Annotated in this window: 13 protein-coding genes and 2 pseudogenes; 7 read left to right on the forward strand and 8 right to left on the reverse strand. The window is 54.8% G+C overall.

From position 1 onward, the window contains the following. Nucleotides 1-363, forward strand: a pseudogene (locus QE270_RS07445) (CDP-diacylglycerol O-phosphatidyltransferase); the annotation flags it as partial. A gap of 54 nt (nt 364-417) precedes the next feature. Beyond that, entirely contained in the window at nt 418-1,758 is a 1,341-nt protein-coding gene (gene rmuC, locus QE270_RS07450; protein WP_300037458.1) for a DNA recombination protein RmuC, read from the forward strand. Between the two features lie 21 nt (nt 1,759-1,779). Here the strand turns inward: rmuC and QE270_RS07455 are convergent, their stop codons facing one another. The 7 genes from QE270_RS07455 to QE270_RS07485 are packed head-to-tail and all read right to left on the reverse strand — an operon-like array spanning nt 1,780 to nt 6,958. Continuing rightward, nucleotides 1,780-2,592 (reverse strand): RNA methyltransferase, encoded by an 813-nt coding sequence (locus QE270_RS07455; RefSeq protein WP_300037461.1) that lies wholly within the window; start codon nt 2,590-2,592, stop codon nt 1,780-1,782. After that, a complete protein-coding gene (locus QE270_RS07460) occupies nt 2,592-2,870 on the reverse strand; it encodes an HPr family phosphocarrier protein (protein WP_300037464.1) in 279 nt (92 codons plus the stop codon). Before QE270_RS07460 ends, QE270_RS07455 begins: the two co-directional genes overlap by 1 nt. Further along, the gene (locus tag QE270_RS07465; RefSeq protein ID WP_300037467.1) at nt 2,867-3,271 is read right to left on the reverse strand and encodes a PTS sugar transporter subunit IIA; all 405 of its coding nucleotides are present in this window, start codon (nt 3,269-3,271) and stop codon (nt 2,867-2,869) included. Before QE270_RS07465 ends, QE270_RS07460 begins: the two co-directional genes overlap by 4 nt. Next, a complete protein-coding gene (gene rapZ / locus QE270_RS07470; RefSeq protein ID WP_300037470.1) occupies nt 3,268-4,233 on the reverse strand; it encodes an RNase adapter RapZ in 966 nt (321 codons plus the stop codon). Before rapZ ends, QE270_RS07465 begins: the two co-directional genes overlap by 4 nt. A 4-nt stretch (nt 4,234-4,237) precedes the next feature. After that, nucleotides 4,238-4,702: an HPr kinase/phosphatase C-terminal domain-containing protein gene (locus QE270_RS07475; RefSeq protein ID WP_300037473.1), complete on the reverse strand. Its 465-nt coding sequence runs from the start codon at nt 4,700-4,702 to the stop codon at nt 4,238-4,240. After that, a complete protein-coding gene (locus QE270_RS07480) occupies nt 4,702-6,282 on the reverse strand; it encodes an ATP-binding protein (RefSeq protein WP_300037476.1) in 1,581 nt (526 codons plus the stop codon). The genes QE270_RS07475 and QE270_RS07480 overlap by 1 nt, the downstream gene beginning before the upstream one ends. Then, nucleotides 6,251-6,958, reverse strand: a complete 708-nt coding sequence (locus QE270_RS07485; RefSeq protein WP_300037479.1) for a response regulator transcription factor — start codon at nt 6,956-6,958, stop codon at nt 6,251-6,253. Before QE270_RS07485 ends, QE270_RS07480 begins: the two co-directional genes overlap by 32 nt. A 192-nt stretch (nt 6,959-7,150) precedes the next feature. On the opposite strand from QE270_RS07485, the gene QE270_RS07490 reads away from it, so the two are divergent. Then, nucleotides 7,151-8,752 (forward strand): phosphoenolpyruvate carboxykinase, encoded by a 1,602-nt coding sequence (locus QE270_RS07490; protein ID WP_300037481.1) that lies wholly within the window; start codon nt 7,151-7,153, stop codon nt 8,750-8,752. Nucleotides 8,753-8,791: 39 nt separating this feature from the next. Further along, a complete protein-coding gene (locus QE270_RS07495) occupies nt 8,792-9,244 on the forward strand; it encodes a hypothetical protein (RefSeq protein ID WP_300037484.1) in 453 nt (150 codons plus the stop codon). Between the two features lie 49 nt (nt 9,245-9,293). On the opposite strand, the gene QE270_RS07500 is transcribed toward QE270_RS07495, so the two are convergent. After that, nucleotides 9,294-9,533 (reverse strand): hypothetical protein, encoded by a 240-nt coding sequence (locus QE270_RS07500; RefSeq protein WP_300037487.1) that lies wholly within the window; start codon nt 9,531-9,533, stop codon nt 9,294-9,296. 387 nt (nt 9,534-9,920) lie between these two features. Between QE270_RS07500 and QE270_RS07505 the strand changes: the two genes are divergently transcribed. The 3 genes and pseudogenes from QE270_RS07505 to QE270_RS07515 form a co-directional block, all read left to right on the forward strand. Then, nucleotides 9,921-11,405, forward strand: a complete 1,485-nt coding sequence (locus QE270_RS07505) for a M28 family peptidase (RefSeq protein WP_300037490.1) — start codon at nt 9,921-9,923, stop codon at nt 11,403-11,405. Between the two features lie 54 nt (nt 11,406-11,459). After that, a complete protein-coding gene (gene guaB, locus QE270_RS07510; RefSeq protein WP_300037493.1) occupies nt 11,460-12,920 on the forward strand; it encodes an IMP dehydrogenase in 1,461 nt (486 codons plus the stop codon). Between the two features lie 3 nt (nt 12,921-12,923). Continuing rightward, nucleotides 12,924-13,372: pseudogene (locus QE270_RS07515) on the forward strand (RsmB/NOP family class I SAM-dependent RNA methyltransferase); the annotation flags it as partial.

The following is a 13,372-nucleotide window of genomic DNA, read 5'->3' on the forward strand; positions in this document are numbered from 1 at the left end:
GGATTTAATACAGGCGTTCCATCGCCGCCGGGCGCCGCGCTGGCACTGCTGCCGATGATGATCTGGTTTGAGACGGGTGCAGAGTGGGTGCGTGACTATCGCCTCCTTGCCCCATGGCTTTTGCTTTGTGCATTTTTGATGGTTTCCAATGTTGCAACCTATAGCTGGTCGTCGATTAAGATCCGGCGCAGCGTTCGCTTTATGGCGCTCGCCGCGGTTAGCTTGTTTGTAGCGACTTTGGTGGCCGCGCCTTGGGTAGCCCTCATTGGCGTTGGTATCTTATACGCCGGAATGCTACCATTCAGTATGATGAGCTATGCCCGTGTCAAAAAGTCGCAACGGACCGTTTCTGAAGCCACTTGACCTCTGCACCGCACGGGCTATGTTCCTTTTTCGTTCTTATTTTGGAGTTGGCCGTTGGAGCCGTTAATTGTCATTGTCATTGTTATTTTTGCATTGTTGGGTGGACTGGCGCTTGGTTGGTTTGCTGGTAGCCGTGCGGGCAAAGCAGGGCTTGAAACGACGAGCCAACTGCGCGCGATGCTCGATCAGGTGGTCGTCGAACGAGACAGCGCCAGGGACCGATTGGCACGGCTTGAAACGAGTTTGGAGGAGCGCGAGCGCAGCTTTGAAGAACAGATCGCGGCGCTTGGTGATGCGAAAGAGAATTTGTCCGCGCAATTTGGCGAAATTGGACAGAAGTTATTGGGCGAGGCGCAGGCTGCGTTCCTGCAACGCGCCGACGAACGCTTTCACCAAGCTGGCGAGAAGAACGAAGAGCGGCTGAAGCAGCTTCTTGGGCCAGTGGGTGACAAACTCAAAGCTTATGAAGAGCAGGTCGGCAAAATCGAGAAGGACCGGACCGAGGCCTATGGTGATCTAAAGGGCCTGATTGGTGAAATGCGCATCGGTCAGGAGCGTGTGTCGAGCGTCGCCTCTGGGCTCATGAACTCACTACGCAATGCGCCGAAGGCGCGGGGGCGTTGGGGCGAGCAACAATTGAAAAATGTGCTCGAAAGTTGCGGCTTGTCCGAGCATGTCGATTTCGATTTGGAAGCAAGCATTGATGTCGGCGACGGCTTAAGGTTGCGGCCTGATGCGATCATACATGTTCCTGGTGGGCGCACCTTGGTCATCGATGCCAAAGTATCGTTAAACGATTATCAGGACGCGTTTGACTCCGTGGACGATGATGTCCGCGCTGTTGCAATGACGCGCCATACGCAGTCGATGAAAAACCATATCGAGGGCTTGTCGCGCAAGGCCTATTGGGATCAGTTTTCCGAAGCCCCTGATTATGTCATCATGTTTGTCCCTGGTGAGCATTTCCTCGCAGCTGCGCTTGAGCATGAACCGCGATTGTGGGACTTTGCTTTCGAAAAGAAGGTCCTCCTCGCGACGCCAACCAACCTTGTGGCGATTGCGCGAACCGTTGCCAGCGTCTGGCGCCAAGAGGGACTCGCGCGCGAAGCCAAGCAAATTGGTGCGCTGGGTAAGGAAATGTACGACCGGATTGCCGTTGCGGCGCAACATCTGAAATCAGTCGGTAGCGGGCTTTCGTCGGCGGTGAACAATTACAACAAATTCGTCGGCAGCTTCGAACGCAATGTCATATCGACGGGTCGGAAATTTGCGGACCTGAATATCGAAACCGGCAAGCGGGATTTGGAAGAGGTTCCATTGGTTGAGGCGCTGCCGCGTTATGGCGAAGGTGAGACGGCGACACCGATCGCCGATCAGCGCGAAGGCTTGGCATAAGAATTGACGCTCCGGTTGCGATTATCCTGCGTTTGAATGCCGAAACTGGTTCAAAACTTCATAGGCCATCACAGCGGTCGCCACAGCAGCGTTTAAGCTATCTGCTTTGCCTTGCATCGGCATTTTGACGCGCAGGTCACACTGGCTTTCATAGTCGTCGGGCAGGCCCTGCGCCTCATTCCCCGTCAAGATAAAGCACGGCGCGCTGTAGCGAGCGGTTTGGTAATCGGTATCGGTTTGCAGGCTGGTGCCAACCAATTGGCCTTCGCCGCTGCGCAACCAATCGGTGAATTCGTCCCACCGGCATTGCACCACCTTTTGTGTGAAAATCGCGCCCATACTCGCGCGGACGGACTCGACGGAAAAGGGATCAGTGCAATCATCAATCAAGATAAGACCACCAGCGCCGACGGCATCACCGGTGCGCAACATCGTGCCCAGATTGCCGGGGTCGCGCATCGATTGGGCAACGAGCCATATGGGTGCGATGCCACGGTCAACATCCGCCAAGGCGGTCCCATGGTCGCGATAGACGCCGACTACGGCTTGAGCATTGTCCTTGCCCGACAGCTTGACCATGATGTCCGCGCTCGTTTCGATAACGTCGCCGCCATTGTCGAGCACCTCCGCTTCCAGCGTAACTTCAAGGTCATGTAACGGCCGGTCTTTGACACGAAACAGCATTTCGGGGAGAAAACCTGCCTCCCGCGCCTCAGTCATGATCCGCAGCCCTTCTGCTAGAAAAAGCCCTGCGCGCTTGCGCAATTTTTTCTCACGCAGCCCGCGGATTTCCTTCAGCAGCGGATTTGAAAATCCGGTAATCTCCCGGCGCATCAGTCTTCGCCAAAACCGTCAACAACCAGACCGACAAGCTTTTCAATGGCGAGCTCCGCCTGTTCGCCTTCAACATGGATGATGACTTCGCTGCCCTGTGCCGCGCCGAGCATCATCAGGCCCATGATTGACGTGCCCGTGACCGACTGACCGTCCTTTTCGACTTCAACCTTAATTCCCTCAGGCAGGCGGTTCACGAACGTTACGAATTTGGCGCTGGCGCGGGCGTGCAGGCCTTTTTGGTTGACGATCGTTACTGTCCTGCTGAGGCGTGTCACCGCGATGCCTCAAGTACTTCCGAAGCAACGCTGATATATTTGCGGCCGGCTTCGCGGGCGGTCGCTACAGCCTCTTTTACGTCCAGATTTTTGCGAGCGCTGTCGAGCCTGATAAGCATTGGGAGGTTCACGCCCGCGATAACCTCGACACGTCCGCTATCGAGCAGAGAGATTGCGAGGTTCGATGGCGTGCCACCAAACAGGTCGGATAAGATAATCACGCCCTTGCCTGTATCGACGGTTTTGATTGCGGCGGCAATTTCATTGCGACGCGCTTCCATGTCGTCATGCGGCCCGATGCAGATGGTCGCAACGTTCTTTTGCGACCCGACAACATGTTCAAGGGCGACAAGAAACTCGCTTGCGAGTTTACCATGCGTGACTAAAATCAAACCTATCATGTGCTTTTACTGTCCTGTCGCGACGTAATACTGTTTGCGCCGTTAGCAGGCTCCTCAAGCGCGTCAATCGGTCTTGACGTCAGATTGCGATGTGACACCGTAAGAGCGAACCCGTCTTCGCGTAACCAGTTGCCAAATGTTTCGGCCACATGCACAGATCGGTGACGTCCGCCGGTGCAACCAAATGCTATGTTGATATACGCTTTACCCTGTGCGTCGTAGAGCGGCAGCAGGAAGCGGAGCAAGTCTCGGATCTTCTGCATGGCTTCGTCATATTTGGGGTCCGCCGCAACATATTCTGCAACGCTTGCATCCATCCCTGTCATTGGGCGCAGAGCGCTGTCCCAATAGGGGTTACGCAGAAACCGGAGGTCAAAGACAAGATCTGCGTTGTGCGGCACCCCGCGGGAAAAACCAAAACTCGTGACCGTGATGATCGAATGTGGAGTCGTTGCGCTCGTAAACTGCTGGCGGATAGCCTGCTGTAAATCATGCGCAGACAGCTTGCTTGTATCCACCACCGTTTCCGCCCAGCGGCGAAATGGTTCCATCAGATGGCGGTCAATCGCCACGCCGTCCATCGCAGGTCGGTCCTGCGCCATAGGGTGGCGGCGACGTGTCTCGGCGTAGCGGCGTTCGATTTCCACGCCAGCACAGTCGAGAAATAATGTCATAATTTCTAGATTAGGCTGAGTCTGCAGCGCCATGATTTGCTCAATTAATGCTCCAGCATCAAAACCGCGGGTACGGCTATCAAATCCAAGCGCCAGCGGGGTATTTGGACCGTCTTCGCCGCCCGATGCTGGTATTTTGAGTAATTGTGCAGCGAGTTTAATCGGGAAATTATCGACGGTTTCCCAACCCAAATCTTCCAGTGTTTTAAGCACGGTCGTTTTTCCCGCGCCGGACACACCCGTGATCAACAAGATTTTCTGGGGTTCTGAAGATTTTTTTGGCTTCAAGATTTTACCCTCTCAATTGCAATGGTAGGGGTTTTTCCACTGGCAGATGCCCGGCCTCAACGACCGAGCGAAGCGCCAGTTCGACCTTTAGCACACTGCTGACCTGAAATGGATCAAGCTTCACCAGCGGCACCAAAAAATCAGCGATTGTGGTTCGCATATCTTCGGCGGGCATGCGGTCAACATCCTTTGCACATTCGACGACGAGGCGCAGCGGGGCGGAAACCTCATATTCGACAGAACAGATTCCTATGCCGCGCACTTCAATTTTTCCAGCTATGCTGGGCGCGTAAGCCAATAGGGGAACGCCATCGGCGCTTTGGATATGCAGGACGTCGTCACTGATCAGCTTGGCGCCGCGGTCAATCAAGCGAAGGACCAAATCGGACTTTCCGCTTCCAGATGGTCCAAGTATTAGCACACCAAGGCTGCCTATAGCGACCGCGCTACCATGAACCATCGTCGTCATTAGCGTTTCGCCGTTTTGGCACAGGGAAGCGCGATTTCGAAGCATGCCCCGTCCTTACCATCAACGCGATCGCGTACCATGATGCGGCCATGATGCCCTTCGATGATTGTGCGGGCAATTGCGAGACCAAGCCCGCTATGCTTGCCGAAATTCTCTGATGCAGGCCGTTCGCTGTGGAAACGGCGAAAAATGGCCTCGCGTTCTTGAGCCGGGACGCCTGGCCCTTCGTCGCTAATGCGGATGATAACTTCGGCGTCGGCCAGTGTTGCGGAGATTTCGACCACTGATCCGCGCGGCGAAAAGGACACCGCGTTGTCGATTAAATTGGTCAGCATCCTCTCAAGCCGAAAATCTTCACCCATCACCGTAGCGATCGACCTTCGCGGCCTTGCGAACGCAATGGTCACATTTTTGTCGCTGGCCCTATCCTCACGCGCCTGAAGCAATTGTTCGATCATATCGCCCAGATCAATGGGCTCGAACTTTGCCTTGGCCAGTTGCGAGTCCACACGGCTCGCGTCGGAGATGTCGCTTATTAAACGGTCCATCCGCTGAACGTCCGCTTTCGCGACGTCCATCAACTGTTTGCGCAACTTTGGATCGTCAATCCGCTCTGCGCCATCCAGCGCAGATCGCAGCGACGCCAGAGGGTTTTTGATTTCATGCGCGACATCCGCCGCAAATGCTTCGGTTGCGTCAATGCGTTGGCGAAGGGCGATGCTCATGTCGGACAAAGCGCGGGCCAACATGCCAATCTCATCGCGGCGCGAGGGCAGGCGCGGGACCGTAACCTCTTGCGCCCGTCCGAGCCTTACCTTGACCGCGGCACGAGAGAGATGGCGCAAGGGTCGCACAATCGTGCGGGCCAGAAATGTCGATAGTAAAACACCAATACCCAGCGCGAACAAGAAAAACATGCCGACGTTAAACCGTTCGTCACGGACAAAGAGCCGGATATCGCGCTCGTTCGATGTAGTGAGTACAGTGTAACTTCGGTCTGGAGATTGCGACGCCGCGCTGATCATATGGGTTAGGTCAGGGGCAAAACGCACCTCTGATGCAGCCTTGGATGGCTTAGCGGTGGTTAATTTCGGCCAAGCTCCTTTCGTGTCGGATCTGGGTTCAATAAACGGTTGAAGCGCCTGAGCGCCTACTAGAAAGTCGAATAGCCGGTCAATCCCGCGCGCGGCGACTTTAAGCCATGGTTCACGGTCTGGGTCGCGAAGGACATAGGTCGGCCGTTGATTGGCGAAACTATCGAGGATCTTAGTACCTTTTTGGTCGTAAATGCGAATGCGCGATTGGTTTTGCTGACCGAACTGGATGACATAAGCTGCTTTGTTTTCTTGGGCGACTAGAGGCAAGCTGTGGGCCAAAAAAGTGGCTTGGTTGCGCGCGGTCTGTTCGCGCTCGGCAATTAACCGCACGCGGTAGCTGTCGAGGAAAAATAGCCCGGCGCCGAGCAACGCCAAAACGAACAGGTTTACAGCAAGGATTCGGGTGGTTAGCGATAACCCCCGGCTCCATCCCAACTGTAGATCAGCGGGCTCAACTGTCGGCGAAGCGATATCCGGCCCCATAAAGCGTATCGATTGCGGTGAATTCGGGGTCAATTTCTCGGAATTTACGGCGTAGCCTTTTAATGTGGCTGTCGATGGTGCGATCATCGACATAAACATCGTCCTGATAGGCGGCATCCATCAATTGGTCGCGGGTGCGGACAACGCCTGGTCGGATAGCTAACGCCTCCAGGATCATAAACTCTGTTACAGTCAGCATAAGCGACCGCCCATCCCATTTGACCTGATGGCGGGCTGGGTCCATTTCCAGATTTCCGCGCTTCATTGGTTCGGGTTCGGATCCCGCTTCGCCATTAACGATAGCCTTGTCATAGGTTGCGCGTCGTAAAATGGCCTTCACGCGTGCGATTAACAAACGCTGCGAAAATGGCTTCGTGATGTAATCATCGGCGCCCATGGCAAGGCCAAGAGCTTCATCGAGTTCTTCATCTTTCGATGTCAGGAAAATGACGGGCATGTCACTTTTTTCGCGCAACCGCCGTAGCAGTTCTAACCCGTCCATCCGGGGCATTTTGATATCGAAAATACCCAAATCAGCCGGGTTCTCCAGCAGTGCCTTCAACGCAGTCTCTCCATCCGAATAAATCCGGGTCACATATCCTTCCGCCTGCATCGCAATGGACACAGAGGTTAGGATATTCCGGTCATCGTCGACCAAGGCGATATGGGCACTCATCCCGCGGTTATAGTCAGGCAAGGGCTTGGGTTCAATGCATTGCTCTTTAAAGGCAAAGTCTTCCGTGGATAACGTTTTTCTCGTCAAATCCATCCGCCCCGCATTTGACCTTGCTCTACGCATCGTATACCGGCGGCACCTTCCTCGGTGCATACGTATGCACCAGATTCGCAACTTTCGCCGGAGCAGCCAATGTCGACACCACTGAATATCGCACTTTCACAACAGGGTTTCGGCACAGATGCAGAGCTGCATTGCAATTTAGGCACCGCCCAGCTGGTTGAGGCAGCGCTTGCGAATAAAGAGGGGATAATGGCCAAGGATGGCCCGTTAGTGGTCAAAACCGGCTTGCATACGGGGCGCTCGGCAAAGGATAAATATATTGTTCGCGATGCCGAAACCGAAAACAGCATTTGGTGGGGCAAAACCAATGTGGGGATGGATCCCGCACATTTTGCTGTATTGAAAGAGGATTTTATCGCTGCTCTGGGCGGCAAGGACAAATTATACGTCGCTGACCTGTTCGGTGGATCGCAACCAGAGCACCGTGTTAACGTCCGCGTGATCAACGAATTTGCTTGGCACAACCTCTTCATTCGCACGTTGCTTGTTCGGCCCACACAGCATGAATTAGCTGGCTTTGTGCCTGAATATACAATCATCGATTTACCAAGTTTCCGCGCAGACCCTGCACGTCATGGTTGCCGCAGCGAAACGGTTGTCGCGGTCAACTTTACTGAGAAGCTTATTCTCATTGGCGGCACTGCTTATGCGGGTGAAATGAAAAAGTCCGTGTTTGGCATTCTCAATTATCTTCTGCCGGTAAAGGGCGTGATGCCCATGCACTGCTCGGCCAATATCGGCGCCGATGGCCATACTGCCGTCTTCTTTGGCCTGTCGGGCACGGGCAAGACAACATTGTCAGCCGACGCCAGCCGCACGTTGATTGGTGACGATGAACATGGTTGGTCGGACACCGCTGTGTTCAACTTCGAAGGCGGCTGCTACGCTAAGATGATTCGTTTGTCCCCTGAAGCCGAGCCGGAGATTTTTGCTACAACAAAGCGTTTCGGCACTGTACTCGAAAATGTCGTTATTGACCCAGAAACGCGTGAGCTTGATTTCGACGATAACAGCCTTGCGGAAAACAGCCGCGGTTCATACCCAATTGAATTCATTCCGAACACATCGGAAAAGAATATGGGGCCAGTGCCCAACACGATCATTTTCCTGACCGCTGACGCATATGGCGTGCTTCCGCCCATCGCGCGGCTTACGCCCGATCAGGCGATGTATCATTTTCTGTCAGGTTACACAGCGCGTGTGGCTGGAACAGAGATTGGTGTGACTGAACCGGAGGCGACATTCTCCACCTGCTTCGGCGCGCCATTCATGCCGCGTCATCCCAGCATTTATGGCAATTTGCTAAAGGAACGCATTGCCAAGGGTAAGGTACAGTGCTGGCTGGTTAACACGGGGTGGACAGGCGGTAAGGCCACGATGCCGGGCATTAGCCGTATGCCGATTAAAGCGACGCGCGCGCTGCTCAATGCTGCGCTTGACGGCAGCCTCAATAATGCAGAATTCCGAATGGACCCCAACTTTGGATTTGAATTTCCGGTGGCGGTTCCAGGTGTCGACAGTGGCATTCTTGACCCACGTTCCGCATGGGCAGACAGCGCGGAATATGATGTGACTGCGCAAAAATTGGTGCAGCAATTCATCGACAATTTTGCGCAATTTACCGACCATGTCGATGAAGGCGTAAAACAATCGGCGCCCAAGGCAGCTTAACCCGTCCGAACATGACCGGATCAATTGTTCGTCCGGCACATGTCTAAATTCGAAGTGCGCTTATTCAAGGATGACGCGTCGATTGAAGCCATCGGTGAAGGCTTGCTTTCGGCAAAGCCGCCGCGTGAGGCGTGGACGCATGAGGCGCATCTGGCCGCGTGTAGTTGGCTGGTGCGCGCGCGAGGTGACATTGATACCGAACGCGAACTGCCTCTCATTATTGCAGCTTATAACGCAGCGGTTGGCGGGGTGAATGACGATACGCAGGGCTATCATCACACGATTACGCAGGTATATATTGCAGCAGTTAAAGCCCATTTAGCAGAAGTGGGGCACGACTTGCCGTTGTATAAGGCAGTCAACGCATTACTTCTTTCGGAGCGAGGAAGCCGTGATTTGCCACTTCGGTTTTACTCCAAAGAACGGCTGTTTTCGGTTCAGGCACGGCGGACATTTGTTGCGCCAGACCGCCTTAGCCTCAAACATATTTAGGCCGACATTTCGCGCACCCTGTCAGCTGTCACGGCCGTGGCGTTTTGTGTCATTTGTCCTGCATAAATTTCTTGCCGGTAAAGACAGTAATCACCGACAAAGTGACAAACATTGCAACCTGATACGCAACGGTAATGGGCAGGAAATAGTCCAATCCGCCAACGATCAACGCTGCCAGGGCGATCCACATTAGGTATCGCCATGGCGAGGCCATTTCAGCTGCGCCGAGCACAAGGCCAAGTGAAAGCCAGAACCAGTGAGTAGATATTGTGTCGAGCCATTCTGCCATTGTAGCACTCCCAAAAATTCGAAACGCGAAACCATAGACCGCACCAAAACCCTCAGCTGCCAGGTGGAAGGCCTTCTGCAGATTCAGTCGCTCGGCGGCCAATGCTCAAGACTGCTATTTCGCAGTTTTTTAGCGTTATGCCTGTTTATCGCTCATGGCCAGTGGCTCTTTCGCCAATCCGCCGATTTCGCCAAGCGTCTTGATCAATTGCGCTGCCTCAACTGCGGATCGGATGCTTTTTGCATTTGGTTAGGTGTCGGGTCGAGGTCGGCTATGTCGAATTAGGGGTCGCATGATTGAATTGATGCATGTACCGAGCAAATTTGAAGGTAGAACGTTCCCGCCATGCGATGGGTGACGTCGTGTCTTAGTCCGGAGCGAACCATCATGCGGCTTGTACATTCAGCTATTTTAGTCGGTCTTGTGGGCTTTTTGGCAAGCCCAGTTCTATCCAAGGCTGTGACTGAGGCCGATTTGCGCGCGCACATTGCCATTCTTGCCAGCGATGATTTTGAGGGCCGCAAACCGGGTACTGCAGGTGAAGCCAAAACGGTCAAATATATTGCCGAGCAATGGGCGCAGGCAGGCTTAAAACCCGCTGCTGCCGATGGCGGCTGGTTTGAACCGGTACCGCTCATTCAACGTGGGCAGGACAGTTTTGGTTACAGCTTTAATGCAAATGGACGGAAATTGCGCGTTGGATCGGATGACATTGTTCTGATTGGCAAGCAGGCGGAATATGTGCGTGGCAACCTGCCGCTCGTTTTCGCAGGCATGGGCGTAAAGTCCGATGGAACTGTTGGCGCCGATGTGGTGGGCAAGGCGGTCCTCGTCCTGTTTGATGCCGAAAATGTCCCGGACAAGATGAAGTCCCCCAGAGCGCGGCGTGAGGCATTGGTCGCGGCCGGTGCGGAAGCCATTATCTTTGTGGGCGACAGCAAGGGCAGTTGGCCATCGCTGCGCCGGTTACTGTTGTCGCGTCCGATAGCGCTTGAAAGCCGAGAGACGCGGGCGTCACTTGAAGGTGCTGTTACAAGCGAATTTGCGGTAGGCTTGGTTACTGCCGCAGGGCAGGATTGGGACACGTTACGTGCCCACGCAAAACAAGCGGATTATGTCGGAGAATCGCTTGGCATAGATGCAGACTTCAATGTTAAAACAGATATTTATCGTTTTAACAGCTCGAATGTCATCGGTAAAATACCGGGCCGTAAAAAGAACAGTGGCGCTTTGATGTATATGGGCCATTGGGACCATTTGGGTATATGCGCGCCAGAGGGCGCGCCGGATCGCATCTGCAATGGGGCGGTCGATAATGCCAGCGGCATCGCGGTGATGAACGAAGTGGCCAAGGCATTGGCAAAGAAGAAGCATGATCGTGACATTTATTTTGTGGCGACCACAGCCGAGGAAAGCGGCTTGCTTGGCGCATATGCCTTTGCACAAAAGCCAGTGCTCCCGCTGGATCAGATTATCCTTTCGTTAAACGTCGACACCATCGCCATCGCGTCCCGGGGGTCTAAAGTAGCAATCATTGGTCGTGGCACAACGCCGCTGGATTCTGCGGTCGAGGCTATTGCCAAAAAGACGGGGCGTATGATTGAAAGCTCTACCAACGCCAATGCTTTCATTCAACGGCAAGACGGTTGGGCGCTGACGCAAAAGGGCGTTCCGGCACTGATGGTTGGCGGATCGTTTGCGGACCTTGATCTTTTGCAGAAATTTTTGGGTAGTGACTATCATGGCCCAAATGACGAGTTGACCGACAGCACCGAATTGGGCGGTGCAGCCGAAGATACCGACCTGCACATTGCGCTTGGCCGTTACTTTGCCGACACGCGAAAATATAAATCGAAGAAGGCTGGCGAATAAAAGGGTTACTGTTTACATGGGCCGCCACGAATCAAAGCTTAAAGCGGTGGCCACATGAAAGAAATTCCCCTCGGACTGACATTTGACGACGTGCTGTTGCAGCCCGGGCCGTCGGACATTTTACCGAGCCAAGCGGACACGCGAACGCGGCTTACCAAAAGCATTTCGCTTAACATTCCTGTTTTGTCTTCTGCGATGGATACCGTGACTGAAGCACGCATGGCCATTGTCATGGCGCAGCTTGGCGGGATTGGCGTTTTGCACCGTAACTTAACCATCGAAGAACAATGCGCTGCTGTCCGTCAGGTAAAGCGCTTTGAAAGCGGTATGGTCGTGAACCCCATCACCATCGCGCCGAGCGCCACCTTGGCTGAAGCACAGGCACTGATGCTGGCGAATGCGATTTCCGGTATTCCGGTGGTTGAGGCGAGCGGCAAGCTTGCCGGGATATTGACCAACCGCGATGTTCGTTTTGCCGAAAACCCGACGCAGCCTGTGTCCGAATTGATGACGCACGAAAATTTGGCGACGGTATCTGCTTCGGTCTCGCAGGAAGAAGCGCGGCGTTTGCTGCATCAACGACGGATCGAAAAGCTGCTCGTCGTCGACGATGCCTATCATTGCATTGGACTGATCACCGTTAAGGATATCGAGAAGGCCGTTCTCTATCCGAACGCCACCAAGGACGGTTCCGGTCGGTTGCGCGTTGCAGCGGCGACTACCGTAGGCGAAAAGGGCCTGGTGTATACCAAGGCGTTGATTGATGCTGAATGCGATTTGATTGTTGTCGATACAGCACATGGCCACAGTGCCATGGTTGCCGCGGCAGTCGCTGAAATCAAACGTATGGCGCCTGAGGTTCAGGTTGTTGCCGGCAATGTCGCCACTGCCGCCGCCACCCGGGCGCTAATCGACGCAGGCGCAGATGGCATTAAAGTCGGCATTGGCCCCGGTTCCATCTGCACCACCCGCGTCGTTGCAGGCGTTGGCGTGCCGCAATTGACGGCCATTATGGAATCAGCAGCGGAAGCTGCAAAATCCGGGATACCCGTGATAGCCGACGGCGGTTTGCGGACATCGGGTGACGTTGCCAAGGCGCTCGCGGCGGGTGCGTCATCGGTGATGGTCGGATCATTGCTGGCGGGCACCGAAGAGGCCCCGGGCGACACGTTCCTGTATCAAGGACGCACCTACAAAAGCTATCGTGGCATGGGCAGCGTCGGGGCAATGGCGCGTGGTTCGGCCGACCGCTATTTTCAGCAAGATATCAAGGATCAGCTTAAGCTGGTTCCAGAGGGCATTGAAGGGCAGGTGCCTTACAAGGGACCCACGCGCGATGTTATTCACCAGCTGGTGGGCGGCGTAAAGGCGGCTATGGGCTATACAGGTTCGCGCACGATCGCCGACCTTCAGGAACGCGCGCAGTTTGTGCGCATCACCAATGCCGGATTACGGGAAAGCCATGTTCATGACGTTACAATTACACGCGAAGCGCCCAATTATCCGACGCGATAAGGCATGAGGCCCGCTGCGCGCCTGCAATCGGCCATAGAATTGGTCGATCAAATCATTCTTGCGGCCCGCGACGGCGGTGCATCCGCGGACCAGATTGCCAAACGCTTTTTCGCCGAGCGGCGCTATGCGGGGTCAAAAGACCGCCGCGCTGTGCGCGATTTGGCGTGGGGCGTCATACGGCGGTTTGGAAAGCGTCCCGCAACCGCGCGCTCGGCGTTTGCCGCGATGGCGGATGCTGATTCGGAGCTCGCGGCTTTATTTGACGGCAGTGATTATGGTCCCGCGGTCATCGACCCGGCTGAGGCGCGCTCAACAGGTGGCGCTTTGCCGAAATGGCTAAAGCCGTTGTTTTCCCCGCATATTGACGAGGCCGAACAAGCGTCCTTGCTTGACCGCGCACCGATGGATCTGCGCGTGAACGCGCTAAAGGCCCGCCGCGAGGAAGTTGCCGC

The sequence above is a fragment of the Sphingorhabdus sp. genome, from assembly GCF_029865925.1.
GTDB lineage: Bacteria > Pseudomonadota > Alphaproteobacteria > Sphingomonadales > Sphingomonadaceae > Sphingorhabdus_B.